We start from the raw sequence: 17,475 nt of genomic DNA on the forward strand, positions 1-17,475 counted from the left end.
AATATCTCTTTTAAATTAATAATTTTGATTTTTAAATGCGATATATGCAGATATAAATGCTTTCGCGTTTTCTCTGGTTTTCTCTGGTGTTTGGCTTACTCGATAAAGGTCATTCCCAAGCCCTGCGCCATAACAGCCAATGCTTAGGTACTCATGTAAGTTTTGTGGCGTTACGCCACCAACGGCATAAATAGCTATCTCTTTAGGGATCACTGACATCAGTGACTTAACGTAGTTGACTCCTAGCGGTGCAGTTGGAAATATCTTTAAATTACAAGCTCCTGCATCAATCGCTGTAAATGCCTCAGTGGCTGTTGCACAACCTGGATATATTTCCATCTTGTTTGCTAAAGATGATTTGATCACCGAAACATTAATATTCGGCGTAACAATAATCTTTGCATCCATTGCCGCTAATTTTTCAACATTTTGTTGATTCAGGACGGTCCCTGCGCCTATTTTTAATTGGTTGCCATAATGTTGAATAGCCAATGGAATGCTTTTTTCCCATTCAGGGGAATTCAATGGAATTTCTATATATTTAAAACCTTCCTCAGCCAGTATTGAAACATGATCTAAAACTTCTTCGGGTTTAATTCCACGCAATATTGCAATTAAAGGAATTTCATTTTCAAGATTCATACAATCACCTAATAACAAATTATTAAAAATATTTATTTATATTCTGTGAGGTTTAATATTGAAATTGCCCCTAATCCAGAATACGGCTGTTCCTTTTTATCTTTTAATACGCTGATTTCACCCGTGAAATAACTATCATTTTTAATTAATAATTGAAGAGCATTCGCTAAGATAGGTTTTCCACTAATTACAATTTTTATATCGTTCGTCACACATAAGGCTTGGCTGTTTTTTATCGCAAGCAAATCTGATGCTAAAATTGCACCTAATAGAAAACTCGATTTTTGGTCAAGTGTGGCCTCCGTAAAAAGGTCTAATAACCTGACTGAAAAACAGCTCCTCGCGATCCCCACTTGCTGGCTTAACCTTGCGCCTTTTAGCAAATATTCATCGTCGAGTTGTTCGGCAAATTGATGCGCTAATGAGCTTGCGAGTATCGTTTGGTGTGTTAACGTATCGAAAATTTCGCCTGCCATCGTGGTTGCCAGTGCAATCACATTTTTATTGTCATCAATGCGAACAAACTTTGAATGCGAACCAGGTAAGATAACCAACGAAGCGCCTAAATCTGGCTGCTGCGCTAAGATACCGAAGATCTCAACTTCTTCACCACGCATTACATCCATACTTTCAATAGAATCAAACGTTAACTCCGTGGTTTTATTTTTAATGCCCGGTATAAAAATGATAGGCTTTTCGCTAATGCCATTTATTACACACGCGCTAACCTTTTGTGCGAGCTGCTTCATCGAAACTGGCGTGACTTCATGGGGCAAATGGCATAGCCCAATTTCTGAAGTAATCATGCCCGACGCTACCAAGCGATAGTTTTCCCTTTCTTCATCACTAAATTTTGCCAAAAGCTGTGCCAAAAGCGTTTTTATTGATTGAATTAAATGCGCATTACTTCCATTTTTCGCACAATCCCGAATCCCGACTTCCGCGCTCAGCTCCCCCACAACCGCATTGTTTCGCCATGCTCTCACGCGGGTATTTGTTGTCCCTGTATCAATGGTCACTATCAACATATTTATCCCTTTAAAATAATGGAACGCCGTTCCTTTTTAAATAACATACATTAAAATATAGGAATGTCGTTCCGTTTTTATGAAAACGACGATCGAGATCACAATCAATAACGTAAAGATATGACTTATCAATTAATTACAAATTACCTGTCTTTACGCACAAAAGTGGTGAGAGTAAGGAGAAAATGGAACGACGTTTAATTCACATGAAATTATGCGTACAATGACCCCAGCGAAGGTAAGGAGCCAACAATGACGAAAGACAGCCAAGCAAACTCATCAAACATTGATAGAGTACTGACCATCCTTGAAGAAATAAGTAATCATTCCGATGGAATTTCATTGGCAGAATTGGTTAAAAACACAGGGATAGCCAAAACAACGGCGTTTCGGATATTAGAGACGTTAAAAGAACGCCAATATGTCAGCATCGATCACCTTACAGAGCGTTATAACCTTGATTTAAAAAGCCTTGAACTCGGAATTAAAGGCTTAATGAATGTTAATTTAGTTGAAGTTTCAATTCCTTACTTAAAAACGCTATCCAGCTCAACATTCGAAACCTGCTTTTTGGGAGTCTATAACAGTGGGCATGTGGTGTATCTGTATAAAAGCGAAGGCACCCTATCGATTCAAACAACTGCAAAATTAGGGGCAAGGTTACCCGCCTATTGCACAGGGATTGGGAAAGCGCTTTTAGCGTTCCAGCCTTTGGAAGAAATTGATGAGGTTCTAGATAAACCACTGGTGAAATTCACAGAAAAAACCGTTGTCGATAGAATGAAGCTGTATGAATTGTTGGCCGATATTCGTTTGAAAGGCTTTTCTTTAGATGATGAAGAAAACGAAGAAGGGCTAACGTGTGTTGCAAGGCCAATATTCAACTACACCGGCAGTATTGTTGGGGCTATCAGTGTTGCAGGCCCGACACACCGTATGTTGCCCAAAATAGACAGGGTCAATGATGAACTTGCCCATGTTTGTTTGCTTATTTCTCGCCGCCTTGGCTATATCGAACCCGCCGTCAGCAAATAAACATAAAAAAACCCCATCTAACATGTTAGATGGGGTGCCAAAATAGCCATATTTGTTGTTTACACAAGAATCAATTACACAAGAGCAATGTACTGGCTCACTTCCCTGTGAAACCCGAACTTAGTGGCGATTTCTCACCAACTGATACCGACGACTTAGGTATTCGATAGGTGCACTCCAAATGTGCACTAAACGGCAGAATGGGAAGAGTAAAAATATCGTCATCCCCAACACGATGTGTAACTTGAACACGATGCCAACGCCTTCAAGGTAATTCGATGCGCCCCAATGGAATGTCACCACAGACTGTGCCCAGCCCACTAATTTCAACATTTCACTGCCATCCATATGTTGCGCAGAGAATGGAATAGTGAGTAACCCTAAACACACTTGCACCACCAGCAATACCATAATCATGATGTCACCAAAGGAAGATGTCGCGCGAATACGTGGGTTAGTCAGTCGACGTTTCAATAACATCGCCCCCCCAATTAACATCATCACCCCCGCGGAACCGCCCCCAATCATCGCCATCAACTGCTTGATATGCATTGGCAGGAAAGATTCATACATCCAATGTGGTGTTAGCATCCCCAGAAAATGGCCGACAAAAATCCCAATAATCCCCAAATGGAATAAATTGGATGCCAGACGCATATTCTTTTTATCTAACATTTGGCTTGAACCCGCACGCCACGTGTATTGACCGTAGTCATAACGCAGCCAGCTGCCGACAATAAATACAGTGCCAGCAATATACGGGTAGATGTCGAAGAAGAATTGATTGAGAAAATTCATTTTTGCACTCCTACATGGCTGCTTATGCCGAGATCCAAGTATTGTGGCGTGACGGCATTAGCAAAACGGTGTTGATGGGCGGTGACTTCCCCACCGCAGGTTTTCTCATCTGCAAAAAACTTCACTTGCTCCTCTTCCCACACGGCATCAAGGGCTTGAGGCGTGTCATCCCGCGCTTCTGATGCCACTTTTTCGCTAAGCTGCTCAGTGGCAATTTCGCTATTGGATAGCTCGAGTAATATTTCAAACAAGCTCGCAAAGCGGCTTTCACGCTGTTTTAATCGCTCCCCTAATAATGCTAAGATTGGCGCGATATCGTGCAAGCCCCCCACGGTTTCTTGTTGTGGTAAAACAGTGAGATACTCCAAGTAAATGGGCAAATGGTCGGGCAGCTCTTTGCAATCAATTTGCAGGCCATGTTGCTGGTATTGCCCCATTAAATCGACCATCGCTTGGCCGCGGTCGCGCGATTCCCCATGAACATGTTCGAATAACAGTAACGATGTCGCGCGTCCTCTATCAAATAGCTCACAATATTGCGCCTGCATATCCAGCAAGTTTTCATTGAGATATTCACGCACAAACATCATCAGTTGAACCGCGCGAGTCACGGGTAATTCATCCGCCTGCTCTAACGCTTCGATTAACTCATCACGGTGCTGCCAAAGTGTCTCTGAAGGGTACTCTAACAGCCGAGAAATCACTCTTAACGTCATCATAGTGTATTCTCCTGAGTCGTTTTTGGTGTCACATCAATGGCATCAATACGTCTGCTATTAAACAGGTTGGTTTTGCTATCGCTACCATGGCAGCCATCACCAAAACTAAAGCCACAGGCTTTGGCTTCAGGGAACGCTTCACGCGCTAATTCACGGTGGCTGGATGGGATTACAAAACGGTCTTCATAGTTAGCAATTGCCAAGTAACGGTACATTTCTTGGGCTTGCGCTTCCGTTAACCCCACTTGCTCTAACGCACTGGTATCACACTGGTTTTCTACAGTTTCAGCACGTTTATAATGGCGCATCGCTAGCATGCGTTTTAGCGCTAACAGCACAGGTTCCGTATCCCCAGCGGTTAATAAATTAGCGAGGTACTGCACTGGAATACGCAAGCTTTCCACATCAGGTAATACGCCATTGTTCGCCAATAAACCCGAATCAGCGACAGATTGAATTGGTGACAAAGGTGGCACATACCACACCATCGGTAATGTGCGATATTCAGGGTGCAGTGGCAGCGCTAGCTTCCACTCCATCGCCATTTTATACACTGGCGATTTCTGGGCAGCGTCGATCACACTTAATGGGATCCCCTGTTTTTGCGCTTCTTCAATCACTTTAGGGTCGTGTGGATCAAGGAATACATCGAGCTGGCTTTGGTACAGATCCGTCTCTTTTTCCACACTCGCCGCCGATTCAATTTTATCGGCATCATACAGCAACACACCTAAATAACGGATACGCCCAACACAGGTTTCCGAGCAAACTGTTGGCATGCCGGATTCAATACGTGGGTAACAGAAAATACATTTTTCTGACTTGCCGCTTTTCCAATTAAAGTAGATTTTTTTGTACGGGCACCCTGTTAAACACATGCGCCAGCCACGGCATTTATCTTGGTCAATCAGGACAATACCGTCTTCAGAGCGTTTGTAAATCGCACCACTTGGGCACGTTGCAACACACGCGGGGTTCAAACAATGTTCACACAGGCGAGGCAAATACATCATGAATGTATTTTCAAATTGCCCATACATCTCTTTTTGGATGTGCTCAAAGTTTTTATCTGCGGCACGCTTAGCAAATTCGCCACCGAGGTCATCTTCCCAGTTAGGCCCCATTTTCACGTTGCTCATCCGTTCGCCTGTGATCAACGACCGTGGACGCGCAGTTGGCACATGTTTGCCTTCTTTGGCATTTTTTAAATGGCCATAGTCATAATTAAATGGCTCATAATAATCATCCAAGGCAGGTACATCAGGGTTAGCAAAGATTTTAGACAGTACGCCGACTTTGTTCCCCATGCGTGGAACTAGCTTGCCTTTAATGGTGCGGATCCAACCGCCCTTCCATTTTTCCTGATCTTCCCAGTGATGGGGGTAGCCGATACCCGGTTTGGTTTCGACGTTATTAAACCATGCATATTCAACACCTTCGCGACTGGTCCAAACATTTTTACAGGTCACTGAACATGTGTGGCAACCAATACATTTATCGAGGTTTAACACCATGCCGACTTGAGAACGAATTTTCATTATGCTTTCTCCTTTCCGCTCAGGGTCTGCTGATAGGCATCGTTTTCCCCATCCAGCCAGTCGACCTGTTTCATTTTGCGAACAACCACAAACTCATCACGGTTAGAACCCACGGTTCCGTAGTAATTGAAGCTATAGGCCAGATGGGCATAGCCGCCAATCATATGGGTTGGTTTCGGGCAAACACGCGTTACTGAGTTATGGATCCCCCCTCGCTGCGCCGTAATTTCTGACCCTGGCAAATTGATCAACCGTTCTTGCGCGTGGTACATCATGATCATGCCATCAGGGATCCGTTGGCTGACGATCGCTTTTGCCGTCAATGCCCCATTACTGTTAAACGCTTCAACCCAATCGTTATCTTCAATACCTAACTCGCGGGCATCATCCTCACTTAACCAAACCACAGGGCCACCACGGCCGAGCGTCAACATCAATAAGTTGTCACTATAAGTGGAGTGAATACCCCATTTTTGGTGTGGCGTCAGGAAATTCAGCGCTTTTTCAGGGTAACCGTTGGATTTTTTACCCATTAATGGCTGAGCCGCACGCGTATCAATTGGCGGGCGATATACCACAAGGCTTTCACCGAAGGCACGCATCCATTCATGGTCTTGATATAACTGTTGACGCCCACTGAGCGTACGCCAAGGGATCATCTCGTGAACGTTGGTATAACAAGCGTTGTAAGAGACATGTTCATCTTCTAAACCTGACCACGTTGGGCTGGAAATGATCTTACGTGGTTGTGCCACAATATCGCGGAAGCGAATTTTCTCATCTTCTTTGTAGCGGGCTAAATGCGTATGGTCGCGCCCTGTGACTTTGCTTAGCGCATCCCACGCTTTCACTGCCACTTGCCCATTGGTTTCAGGGGCTAAGGTTAAAATCACCTCGGCAGCATCAATGGCAGTGTCAATTTTAGGGCGGCCTGCATTGGCACCCTCTGGCTGGGTTTTGTTCAGTTTTTTCAGGAAATCAACTTCATCTTGCGTATTCCAACTGATGCCTTTCCCGCCGTTCCCTAATTGGTCCATTAATGGGCCAAGGGAGGTAAAACGCGCGTAGGTATTGGGGTAGTCACGTTCAACACAAATAATATGTGGCGCCGTTTTTCCGGGGATCAGCTCACACTCGCCTTTTTTCCAATCTCTCACATCAAAAGGCTGTGCCATTTCCGCTTTACTATCATGCTGGATCGGCAGTGTGACGACATCAGTTTCTTTGCCGAGGTGACCGACACTGACAGCGGAGAAGGCTTTGGCAATACCTTTGTAGATTTCCCAATCACTTTTCGATTCCCAAGCAGGGTCAACCGCAGCGGATAACGGGTGAATAAACGGATGCATATCCGAGGTATTCATATCGTCTTTTTCATACCAAGTGGCGGTCGGTAAAATAACGTCCGAGAACAAGCAAGTGCTCGACATCCTGAAATCGAGAGTCACCACTAAGTCCACTTTCCCTTGTGCCTCTGTATCTTGCCATTCTACTTCTTCAGGTTTGACGCCACCTTGTTGGCCTAAGTCTTTGCCTTGAATACCATTTTCAGTACCCAATAGATATTTCAATAAATATTCATGGCCTTTCCCTGCGGAACCCAATAAGTTTGAACGCCAAATAAACAGGTTACGTGGGAAGTTTTGTGGATCATCTGGCTGTTCTGCCGCAAAACGAATATTGCCGTCTTTCAATTGCTTAACGGTGTAATCCACTGGGGAAAGCCCTGCATCTTGTGCTTGTTTAGCAATATTGATTGGGTTGACGCTTAACTGCGGTGCTGATGGTAACCAGCCCATTCTTTCTGCACGCACGTTCATGTCCACTAAACTGCCGCTGAATGCTTTTTTATCGGCTAAAGGTGAGAGTAACTCTTCCGTCCCGACCGTTTCATAACGCCATTGGCTTGAATGGTTATAGAAGAATGATGTGCTGTTCATATGGCGTGGTGGACGCTGCCAATCAAGACCAAAAGCCAGTGGTGTCCAGCCTGTTTGTGGGCGCAGTTTTTCTTGTCCAACATAGTGTGACCAGCCGCCGCCACTTTGACCCACACAGCCGCAGAAAATCAGCATGTTGATAATGGCGCGGTAAGTCATGTCCATATGGTACCAGTGGTTGATACCTGCCCCGACAATCACCATCGCACGGCCGTGGGTTTTCTCTGCGGTATCCGCAAATTCACGGGCGATACGAATGATATTTTGACGGCTTACCCCAGTGACTTTTTCAGCCCATGCAGGGGAATACGCTTTCATATCATCGTAATCAACAGCACAGTTTTCATCACCGAAACCACGGTCAATGCCGTAGTTAGCAAGCATCAAATCATACACGCTAGTAACCAGTGACTCGCTGCCATCGGCAAGCTGAATACGTTTCGCGGGTAATTTGTGCAGTAAGACGTCTTTCAGTTCAACGCTTTGGAAATGTTCGCTTTCTAAGCCGCCAAAGTATGGGAAGCCAACCTCAACAAATTCATCGTGCGTGTCTGCAAGGCTAAGTTGCATTTTGACCTCGTGCGCATCTTGCCCAGCACGCGGTTCTAAGTTCCACTTTTGGCTGTCATCCCAACGGAATCCCATCGAACCTTGAGGTGCACACAGTGCTCCGGTTTCTTCATCAATCGCGATAGTTTTCCATTCGGCATTTTTCTCTTCGCCTAAAGAATCAACGAGATCTGAAGCACGCAGCATACGCCCAGCAACATAACTGCCGTTTTCATGCTTATCGAGCATTACCAACATCGGCATATCGGTGTAGGTACGAACATATTCACGGAAATATTCTGCTTCACGTTTGACGTGGAACTCATTGAGGATGACATGCCCCATCGCCATCGCCATCGCACTGTCTGTCCCTTGTTTTGGGTTCAACCAATGGTCGCAGAATTTGGTGATTTCTGCGTAATCTGGCGTGACTGCAACCGTTTTTGTTCCTTTATAGCGGACTTCAGCAAAGAAGTGAGCATCTGGCGTACGGGTTTGCGGGACGTTCGAGCCCCAAGCAATAATGTAGGATGAGTTATACCAGTCCGCGGATTCAGGCACGTCCGTTTGCTCGCCCCACGTCATTGGGGATGCGGGTGGTAAGTCGCAGTACCAATCGTAGAAGCTCAGGCAAGCACCACCAATGAGGGATAAGTAACGGGCGCCTGATGCATAAGACACCATCGACATCGCTGGGATTGGTGAAAAGCCAACAATGCGGTCAGGGCCAAATTCTTTAATCGTCGCCACGTTAGCAGCTGCAATTAACTCGTTCACTTCCTGCCAACTGGAGCGCACAAAACCACCGCGACCACGGGCTTGTTTGTAACTCTGTGCTTTTTCTGGGTCACTAATGATGGATAACCACGCCGCGACAGGGTCTTGGTGCTCCGCTTTTGCATCGCGCCATAATTTCAGTAAACGCTTACGCATCATCGGGTATTTCACGCGATTTGCGCTGTATAAATACCATGAATAACTGGCACCACGCGGGCAGCCACGTGGTTCGTGGTCAGGTAAATCTGGGCGAGTGCGTGGGTAGTCTGTTTGTTGTGTTTCCCACGTCACAAGGCCATTTTTGACGTAGATTTTCCAGCTACATGAACCGGTACAGTTAACACCGTGAGTAGAACGCACGACTTTATCGTGCTGCCAGCGGCTGCGGTAACCATCTTCCCAATCACGGTTAACATTGAGCTCTTGCCCATGACCGCCTGCGAAGGTATCACCCAGTTGCTTAAAATAACGAAATCTGTCTAAAAACTTGCTCATTCGGATTGCCTCCAAAGAGACGGCGACCGCCGCCGTACATTGCTTAAAAAGGGTTTTTATTGCTTGTTATTATTTGTGAGTACGCCCGTAGACTAGCCACGTGATAAACACACAAGAGAGATAAAACACAAAGAATACTTTCATGGCATCAGCGGGCGAGCCCGTCAGGGTTAAAGACGTCCCAAAGGCTTTTGGAATAAAAAAGCCACCAATTGCACCAATGGCAGAGATAAACCCGAGTGCTGCCGCACTTTCTGTTACTGCTTCTTTTTGTGCTTCTTGCTCTGAAGCACCTCTTAATAAAGCTTTGTCCATGGTTAATTTACGAAAAACCACAGCGATCATCTGGAATGTGGAGCCACTGCCTAACCCTGCCGTTAAGAACAGCACCATAAACACGCCATAAAACGCGCCGAAGGAGCCGCCTTGGCCGTTTTCTGGCAAGGTGAAGAACAGCAAACCTGAAAAAATGGCCATGGCGATAAAGTTAAGGAACGTCACTTTGACGCCGCCAAAACGGTCAGACAGCATGCCACCGAGTGGGCGTGCTAATGCGCCAAGGAATGGGCCAAAGAAGGCAAATTTCAAGATGACAATATCGGGGAACTGGGTTTTCGACAGCATGGCAAAGCCCGCGGAAAAACCGATAAATGAACCAAATGTTGAGAGGTATAACAGGCTTAAAATCCACAAATGTCCACGTTTCAAAACAGGAAGCTGCTGTTTTAACGAGGCTTTATTTGCTGCCAAATCGTTCATGCCAAACCACGCCATCACCGTAAAGAACAGCAAGAATGGCACCCAAACCCACGCTGCATTTTCCAACCACAGCACTGAGCCATCAGGTTGAACTGCTCCTGTTCCCCCTGCAAAAGCAAACACACCTACGCCGACAATAAACGGTGCGACTAACTGCATTACGCTAACGCCTAGATTGCCTAAACCGCCATTTAAGCCCAGCGCGCCACCTTGACGAGCTTTCGGGAAAAAGAAACTGATATTCGCCATGCTCGACGCAAAGTTTGCTCCCGCAAAGCCACAAAGCAGGGAAATAATCACAAAGATTTGGTATGGCGTTGTTGGGTCTTGAATCGCATACCCCAGCCAAATACACGGAATAATCAAAAATACGGTGCTAATTGCCGTCCAACGACGACCACCAAAGATAGGAATAACAAAAGAATAAGGCACACGTAATAATGCGCCTGAAACAGAAGGCAGTGCGGTTAATAAAAATAATTGATCAGTGGTAAAATTAAAACCCACTTTATTTAAATTAACGGCAACCGCACTAAATAACATCCATACACAGAATGCGAGCAACAAACACGGAATCGAAATCCACAAATTGCGCTTAGCAATTCGCTGGCCTGTTTGCTGCCAAAATTGGCTTTCTTCAGGCCGCCAATCCTGAATAACGCCTTTTGGCTGTGCAGCAGTATGATTAACACTCTCTCGTTGAGACATAACTCACCCCGATAAATACGATTTTCTGAACGCAGTGTGTGGCGAATAAGCCGGCGTGAAGCTGATCTAAATCAAGGGAGATTTAAATCAAATTTGGCGCAAAAATCAGACTGCCCACCAGGGGGGTATTAGGGGTATTTTTATTTAAAATATTGAATATAAAGAAATAATATCATCTATTAAAAACATTTATTGGTAAGAATTTTAGCAAAAATACTCAGTGAGATATTAGGGAGTAATACCGAAGTGGCATATTCAATTTTGCCTAATAGAGGAACAATAATAGCGTTATAAAAAATATTGAATAATGATGCAATAGAATTAAGGATTATGTATGCCAACTGCGAACCGTCGATTTTCAATCATTAACCAAGTTATTGGCTTAATGTTATTGATTGCCGTACTCGGTATTATTGGCATGACAATTTCCAACCAAATGATTATTAGTGTGCAAGGGAACGCTCACGCAATAAATAAATCAGGGTCGCTAAGAATGCAAAGTTATCATTTGCTTTCATTAACACCACTCAATACCTATTCAGATGTTTATCTGAATGAACTTGAACGTGATTTATTAAGTCCTGAATTAACCCAAGTGGTCGAAATTGAAAATTTAACGAATCTATTTAGCGAGCTTCACCAATATTGGCTAAACGATTTAAGACCTGCGCTAGCAAAAGCGACTTCCCCCAATGATGCACGTTTTGAAGTTATCACTTTTGTTAATAAAATCGATGAGTTAGTAAAAAGTATCGACGAAAAAACAGAACGTAAAATGACCTATGTTGCCATGACACAAATGGTGTTTATCGGCCTCGTGTCTTTATTATTACTCTTCACCATTTGCCATTTTAGGAGAAAAATTTATTACCCTTGGCTAAAATTGTTAAATATGGTGAATGCGATCAGTCATCGGGATTTTAGCCAACGTTATCCGACGTATAAAAAACACGATGAGCTTAGCGCTCTTGGGCAAACATTAAACCAAATGTCTGACGAATTAGCGCAAAGTTATCACCAATTAGAATCTCGCGTCGAAGAAAAAACGGCAGACTTACAGAATAAAAACAAAGTATTGCTGTACCTGTATCAATCAAATCGCACCTTGCATTCCATCGACCCACTGGCGGTACGACTGGAAAAAGTCTTGGTGGAGCTGCAAAACCTAACCCCTCTTAAAAATATTAGCTTGCGGCTATATGAAGAAAATAACGATACCTATTTTCATGACATCCACTGTGGTGAATTTCCAGTCCCTGAAACCGTGGAACATCCAACAGTGTTATCGTGGGATATCTCTGATAATTTACACCGCTATGGGGTTATTCTAGCCGAGCTCCCAATAGATAGGCCTTTATCCGATGAGCAAAATAATTTAGTGCTAATGTTGGTCAAACAAATCACTGGCATGTTAGCAATGGCGCACCAATTAGAGCAACAACAACAATTGCTGATTATGGACGAGCGTTCGGCAATAGCCAGAGAACTCCATGACTCTATTGCCCAATCGTTATCATGTTTAAAAATGCAAATTAGCTACCTGCAAATGCAGCCAGAATCATTGCCCAATAAACAACAAGATTTACTCAATGAAATGCGCAATGAAATTAATTCGGCTTATAGCCAATTACGTGAATTATTAACCACCTTTAGGTTAAAACTCACTGAACCGGGTTTATTACCCTCTTTGGAAAGTACTATCAGTGAATTTAGCCAACGTGTTGGCTTTGAAATAAACTTAGATTACCAACTGCCAGCAAAAAGTATTTCGCCTCACCAAGCAATTCATATCATACAGATAATCCGAGAAGCCTTGAGCAATATTCTCAAGCACGCCAATGCAAATTGGTCGCAAGTTTCGTTATTCGAAAATTCAGGCGTTATCACCGTCACCATTGAAGATAATGGTGAAGGTATTCAACCTCAGCCCACAAAAAATAACCATTATGGGCTGATTATCATGAGGGAAAGGGCTCTGAGCTTAAACGGGGAGTACCAAATTGCACCTCGCATTCAGGGGGGAACGACAGTCAGTGTCACATTCCCTCTCGCTGTGGCTTAATTAAATTGGAGTTACTTGTTGATGGAAAGCAAAAATATCACGACTGGGCAATCCACTATTTTACTCATTGATGATCATCCGATGCTGCGTAACGGCGTTAAACAGCTGATCAGCTTAGAACCAACATTGCAGGTGATAGGGGAAGCTGATAATGGCGAAACAGGCATTAGACTCGCCGAAGAATATGACCCCGATTTAATCCTATTAGATTTAAATATGCCAGGAATGAATGGGTTTGAAGTTCTCAGTAATTTGCGCAGCCGCGAACTTTCTGGCCGCATTATTTTATTCACCGTCTCTAACTATGGTGAAGATTTAATTAATGCGCTAAAGCACGGTGCTGATGGCTATTTATTAAAGGATATGGAACCCGAAAAACTGATTGTTGCATTGAAAGAAGCCGCCAGTGGTAAAATGGTAGTCAGCCCAACGTTAGCCTCTGTTTTGGCCGAATCATTAAGAGATAACCGCGCATCGACGGATCATAATTTAACAGCACTCACTCCAAGAGAAACCCATATATTAGATTTAATCTCACAGGGTTTATCCAATAAGCAAATTGCTAATAAATTAACTATTACGGAAAGTACCGTTAAAGTACATGTGAAGCATTTACTGAAAAAACTCAATTTAAAATCGCGTGTTGAAGCTGCGATTTGGGTTTTACAGCAAAAGTAACCTACCGACTTATTAGGTTAATGCATCTAGCCATGGCTGCTGTTTTGGGTAACGTCGACGGTAGCCATGCATTGCCACGGACAATTGAATTAAATCAGTAAATTTTGTCGGGTCGAGCCCCGTTTGCTTTTTGATTTGTTGTAACCGATAACTTAGCGTGTTGCGGTGGATGCCAAGCTGCAAAGCGGTATTCCCTATTTCACCATTTTGCGATAAAAACAGCTCTAACGTTTCTAACAAGCTTTCCCCTGAGTCATGCAATAAAATCTTGTTGCAAATATCCAAAAAGAAATTAAATAAGTAACTGTTTTCTAACTCATTAAACAAACAAAATGAGGCCATTTCTTTAAATAAAAAAACCTGTTTCTCAGGGACGGTTTGGCGACCAACATCAATCACTGAGCGCGCAAAATGCACTGCATCACGCACATGTTCTTCGCTATCTGCTTGCACGCCAACACCAATATAATACTGGCTCAGTTGGCTATCTAAAATAAAATGTAAATTAGGGATAAACGATTCATTTTGATAATGTTTTGAGGGAAATAACATCAACACTTCACGACTATTGAGCAAGAGCACATCACTTTTTTCCATCGCCGATAATTCGGTAATAATGGTATCTAGAATTTCAGGGCGATATTGAATAGCTTCAATATTAATAATCACTGGAATAGTCGGTAGCGAAAACGAAAAACCAGAATTATGCAGCTTTAATAATGCACTTCGCCCCTGAATGGGCGTATCGCTTTCAATAAACTGTACAAATAACATATCCCGCAAACGGTGCTGCCAATTAATACTACGGCGTTCAATCTCTTGCTTAATCAATAGTTCTGCGGTGAGAATGGCGAGCTCTGCATAACGCTGAATAACCACAGGGTCGCCGCTAACACCAATCACTAACTCCACCTTGTCTGCCACAATAATCGGGTGGTTAATCCCCGGTGCAACATTGGAATATGCGCGCGCTTCATTTTCATTGTAGATGGTGATCCGTTTGCCGCAGCGGATCACCTCCACTGCGGCTTCATGAGTTTCACCAATACGTTTTTTTTCACCTGAGGCGATAATCACGCCCTGACTGTTAATCACATTGACGTTGTGATGGATTATCCCCATTGCACGCGTGACAATATCATTGGCTAATTTTTCAGTCAGTAGCATGTTACCGCCTCATCTTATTGTTTTACAAACTTTTTTTGGCTTGATAATACCGTTCTTAGCAAGTTTTCAGCGGTATCCGCCAAGTAGCGTTCTCCGTTAACCATCGCTTGCTCTAAAGAGACAGGGCCAGGGCATAGTGACCACATCGCGGTGATACCGTGTTGGTACAAGATTCGGCTATCTTCGCTGTATCCACCGCATAAGGCGATTGTAGGCACACCATAACGACTTGCCATGCGGGCAACACCGACAGGTGCTTTACCGTTAGCACTTTGACTGTCCATTCGCCCTTCACCAACCACCACTAAATCTGCTTGTTGTATATAAGCTTCTGCCCCCAATAACCCCAGCACAAGGTCGATACCTTTTTCGAGCTTAGCATTCACGAACCAACGCAGCCCAGCACCTAGCCCTCCAGCCGCCCCACTTCCCGCCTCAGCTGAGACGTCTTTCCCTAACGTGTTCGACATTAATTGGGCATAGTGCACCATACCCGCTTCCAACAGGTCGAGCATTGCACTATCAGCACCTTTTTGTGGGCCATAGATATACGTTGCCCCATTCTTACCCAGCAACGGATTTTCTACATCACAAGATACGTTAAATTCAACAGCCGCTGCACGAGGGTCAAACTTATCCAACCCAATTTTTGCGATATTAATGAGATCCTCACCATTTATTGGCGAGCTCATTAATTGATGATTTTTATCGTAAAATTGAGCACCTAGTGCTTGCGCAAAGCCCGCCCCGCCATCGTTTGTTGCACTTCCGCCAATACCAATAATAATGCGGTTGCACCCCAAATCGAGGGCGTATTTAACCATTTCCCCCAAGCCGTATGTTGAGGCTTTTTCGGCATGGCGAAATTCAGATTTGACGAGCTCTAAACCGCTGCATTGAGCCATTTCAATAAAGGCGGTTTTTCCTTCCAACACTAACAACCGCGCATCAACTTTGCTGCCATAGGGCCCAGTACACGTCAATATGTAAGGCGTTACACCAGATAAAATCGGACTATGCTCCAGTGACTCCAACAGGCCTTCTCCGCCATCAGATATCGGCAATAATGTCATATCCAAATCGGAGGATACACGCTTGAAACCCTCAGCAACTGCTTGGCATGCAAGCTGTGCTGAGCAACTTCCTTTAAAGGAATCAAGTGCGATAACAATTTTCATGTAGACTTTCCTATTGTAAATGCCAATGTTGGGTTATTTCGCTTGTACCGATGCTGGTGCGTCCACTTTCTCACTGTTGCTCATACCGTTGGTGTTCACCCGAGAAGCAATCAACGTCCCGATAACGAGTAAGCCAACACCAAACCATAATCCAGAGGTGGCTGTACCTGTATAATCTTCAAAGAACCCTAAAATAAATGGCCCCAAGAAACCGCCAAACAACCCTAAACAATTCAGTAATGCCAAACTTCCTGCCAGCATACTACCACTCATATAAGTCGGTGGGAGTGAGAAAATAATGGATTGCACCACGAAGAACATAAAGGCAGTTAAGCAAAAACCAATTAACCCAACCACTGGACCACCTAGAGCACCTATTACCAGACCGACAGCCATCACCGCATACCCTGAAACTAAGATACGGGATGAACGACGAGGCGTATTGGCTTTTCTTGCCACAAAAATACCGCCAATGGCCGCTGAAATCCAAGGAATTGCCGTTAATAAACCAATTTGAATTGGTGTTAATTTGCCGTATTCACCAATGATAGTCGGTAAGAAATAACTCAAGCCGTATACTGAGAATTGGTGAGTAAAATAAATCGCAACAATCATCATAAATGCTTTGTTTTTAAACGCTGCTTTTAATGAGAATTTGTTATTGCTGACGCTGATACTATTTTGGTCTTGTTCGTGCTTATATTTAATATAATTCCGATCGTCTTCATCTAACCATTTTGCGTCTTCGGGTTTATTTGGTAAAACAAACCAAACAACAAATGCAAGAATAACCGCAGGTAAGCCTTCAATCACAAACATCCACTGCCAACCATGGAAGCCTAATAAGCCATCCATACTTAACAATAAACCACTTAATGGCGCACCAATAATATTGGCGAGACACACACCCAATAAGAATAACCCCGTCGCTTTAGCCCGTTCCTCTTGGCTAAACCAGTAGGTCATATACAGGATCACCCCTGGATATAAACCCGCTTCTGCCGCCCCTAATAATAAGCGCAGTACATAAAAAGACGTTGGCCCTGTGACGAATGCCATCGCGGCCGATAAAAGCCCCCACGTGATCATGATCCGTGTGATCCAAAAACGCGCACCGACTTTTTCCATGATCAGGTTACTTGGGATCTCAAGAATTGAATAAGTCAGGAAAAATAACCCCGCACCAATCCCGAATGCGGTTGCAGATAATCCGAGGTCAATCGACATCGCATTTTTTGCCATACCAATATTGGTACGGTCAATAAAGCTAATAATATAAGCCAAAATCAATAACGGCATCAGGTTGCGATATATCTTTGCGTTGGTCTTTTTACCCTGTGCCGCATAATCTAACTTTGCATTTGTAGAAAACATAGATAAGATCCTCATGTTGCAGTGAAAC

Annotated in this window: 13 protein-coding genes; 3 read left to right on the top strand and 10 right to left on the bottom strand. The window is 44.0% G+C overall.

Annotation, left to right across the window (positions count from 1 at the left end):
- Positions 1 to 15 precede the first annotated feature (15 nt).
- On the bottom strand, positions 16 to 642 hold the full coding sequence (locus tag ABWP91_RS07270; RefSeq protein ID WP_353242700.1) for a 2-dehydro-3-deoxy-6-phosphogalactonate aldolase: 627 nt from the start codon (positions 640 to 642) through the stop codon (positions 16 to 18).
- Between the two features lie 32 nt (positions 643 to 674).
- Complete coding sequence (locus tag ABWP91_RS07275; RefSeq protein WP_353242701.1) at positions 675 to 1,670, bottom strand: 2-dehydro-3-deoxygalactonokinase; 996 nt, start codon at positions 1,668 to 1,670, stop codon at positions 675 to 677.
- A 252-nt stretch (positions 1,671 to 1,922) separates the two neighbouring features.
- Here ABWP91_RS07275 and ABWP91_RS07280 point away from each other — a divergent pair, with 252 nt between their 5' ends.
- Positions 1,923 to 2,705, top strand: a complete 783-nt coding sequence (locus ABWP91_RS07280) for an IclR family transcriptional regulator (RefSeq protein ID WP_353242702.1) — start codon at positions 1,923 to 1,925, stop codon at positions 2,703 to 2,705.
- Between the two features lie 120 nt (positions 2,706 to 2,825).
- Here the strand turns inward: ABWP91_RS07280 and narI are convergent, their stop codons facing one another.
- From narI to ABWP91_RS07305, 5 genes are all read right to left on the bottom strand, one after another.
- The gene (narI, locus tag ABWP91_RS07285; protein WP_206083360.1) at positions 2,826 to 3,503 is read right to left on the bottom strand and encodes a respiratory nitrate reductase subunit gamma; all 678 of its coding nucleotides are present in this window, start codon (positions 3,501 to 3,503) and stop codon (positions 2,826 to 2,828) included.
- Complete coding sequence (gene narJ / locus ABWP91_RS07290; protein WP_353242703.1) at positions 3,500 to 4,222, bottom strand: nitrate reductase molybdenum cofactor assembly chaperone; 723 nt, start codon at positions 4,220 to 4,222, stop codon at positions 3,500 to 3,502. The genes narI and narJ overlap by 4 nt, the downstream gene beginning before the upstream one ends.
- A complete protein-coding gene (narH, locus tag ABWP91_RS07295) occupies positions 4,219 to 5,760 on the bottom strand; it encodes a nitrate reductase subunit beta (RefSeq protein ID WP_219244763.1) in 1,542 nt (513 codons plus the stop codon). Before narH ends, narJ begins: the two co-directional genes overlap by 4 nt.
- Positions 5,760 to 9,521 carry a nitrate reductase subunit alpha gene (locus ABWP91_RS07300; RefSeq protein WP_353242704.1) on the bottom strand — a complete coding sequence of 1,254 codons (3,762 nt, stop codon included), beginning with the start codon at positions 9,519 to 9,521 and terminating at the stop codon, positions 5,760 to 5,762. Before ABWP91_RS07300 ends, narH begins: the two co-directional genes overlap by 1 nt.
- Positions 9,522 to 9,590: 69 nt before the next feature.
- Positions 9,591 to 10,988 carry a NarK family nitrate/nitrite MFS transporter gene (locus ABWP91_RS07305; RefSeq protein ID WP_353242705.1) on the bottom strand — a complete coding sequence of 466 codons (1,398 nt, stop codon included), beginning with the start codon at positions 10,986 to 10,988 and terminating at the stop codon, positions 9,591 to 9,593.
- Positions 10,989 to 11,322: 334 nt separating this feature from the next.
- On the opposite strand from ABWP91_RS07305, the gene narX reads away from it, so the two are divergent.
- Together narX and narL are read left to right on the top strand one after the other, a co-directional pair.
- A complete protein-coding gene (narX, locus tag ABWP91_RS07310) occupies positions 11,323 to 13,050 on the top strand; it encodes a nitrate/nitrite two-component system sensor histidine kinase NarX (RefSeq protein ID WP_353242706.1) in 1,728 nt (575 codons plus the stop codon).
- Positions 13,051 to 13,071: 21 nt separating this feature from the next.
- Positions 13,072 to 13,728 carry a two-component system response regulator NarL gene (gene narL / locus ABWP91_RS07315; protein WP_353242707.1) on the top strand — a complete coding sequence of 219 codons (657 nt, stop codon included), beginning with the start codon at positions 13,072 to 13,074 and terminating at the stop codon, positions 13,726 to 13,728.
- Between the two features lie 12 nt (positions 13,729 to 13,740).
- Here the strand turns inward: narL and ABWP91_RS07320 are convergent, their stop codons facing one another.
- From ABWP91_RS07320 to ABWP91_RS07330, 3 genes are read right to left on the bottom strand one after another with little or no spacing between them, the layout of a single operon-like run.
- On the bottom strand, positions 13,741 to 14,895 hold the full coding sequence (locus ABWP91_RS07320; RefSeq protein WP_353242708.1) for a CdaR family transcriptional regulator: 1,155 nt from the start codon (positions 14,893 to 14,895) through the stop codon (positions 13,741 to 13,743).
- A gap of 14 nt (positions 14,896 to 14,909) precedes the next feature.
- Positions 14,910 to 16,073 carry a glycerate kinase gene (locus tag ABWP91_RS07325; protein ID WP_353242709.1) on the bottom strand — a complete coding sequence of 388 codons (1,164 nt, stop codon included), beginning with the start codon at positions 16,071 to 16,073 and terminating at the stop codon, positions 14,910 to 14,912.
- 33 nt (positions 16,074 to 16,106) lie between these two features.
- Complete coding sequence (locus tag ABWP91_RS07330) at positions 16,107 to 17,447, bottom strand: MFS transporter (RefSeq protein ID WP_353242710.1); 1,341 nt, start codon at positions 17,445 to 17,447, stop codon at positions 16,107 to 16,109.
- Between the last annotated feature and the right edge of the window lie 28 nt (positions 17,448 to 17,475).

Source organism: Providencia sp., from assembly GCF_040396775.1.
In the GTDB taxonomy this organism is placed as follows: Bacteria; Pseudomonadota; Gammaproteobacteria; order Enterobacterales; family Enterobacteriaceae; genus Providencia.

Bases quoted from the DNA above. Each gene is read 5' to 3' on its own strand.
- ABWP91_RS07330 (WP_353242710.1), bottom strand. From the start codon at position 17,447: ATGTTTTCTACAAATGCAAAGTTAGATTATGCGGCACAGGGTAAAAAG.
- narL (WP_353242707.1), top strand. From the start codon at position 13,072: ATGGAAAGCAAAAATATCACGACTGGGCAATCCACTATTTTACTCATT.
- narH (WP_219244763.1), bottom strand. From the start codon at position 5,760: ATGAAAATTCGTTCTCAAGTCGGCATGGTGTTAAACCTCGATAAATGT.
- ABWP91_RS07280 (WP_353242702.1), top strand. From the start codon at position 1,923: ATGACGAAAGACAGCCAAGCAAACTCATCAAACATTGATAGAGTACTG.
- narI (WP_206083360.1), bottom strand. From the start codon at position 3,503: ATGAATTTTCTCAATCAATTCTTCTTCGACATCTACCCGTATATTGCT.
- narX (WP_353242706.1), top strand. From the start codon at position 11,323: ATGCCAACTGCGAACCGTCGATTTTCAATCATTAACCAAGTTATTGGC.
- ABWP91_RS07275 (WP_353242701.1), bottom strand. From the start codon at position 1,670: ATGTTGATAGTGACCATTGATACAGGGACAACAAATACCCGCGTGAGA.
- ABWP91_RS07320 (WP_353242708.1), bottom strand. From the start codon at position 14,895: ATGCTACTGACTGAAAAATTAGCCAATGATATTGTCACGCGTGCAATG.
- ABWP91_RS07300 (WP_353242704.1), bottom strand. From the start codon at position 9,521: ATGAGCAAGTTTTTAGACAGATTTCGTTATTTTAAGCAACTGGGTGAT.
- narJ (WP_353242703.1), bottom strand. From the start codon at position 4,222: ATGATGACGTTAAGAGTGATTTCTCGGCTGTTAGAGTACCCTTCAGAG.
- ABWP91_RS07270 (WP_353242700.1), bottom strand. From the start codon at position 642: ATGAATCTTGAAAATGAAATTCCTTTAATTGCAATATTGCGTGGAATT.
- ABWP91_RS07305 (WP_353242705.1), bottom strand. From the start codon at position 10,988: ATGTCTCAACGAGAGAGTGTTAATCATACTGCTGCACAGCCAAAAGGC.
- ABWP91_RS07325 (WP_353242709.1), bottom strand. From the start codon at position 16,073: ATGAAAATTGTTATCGCACTTGATTCCTTTAAAGGAAGTTGCTCAGCA.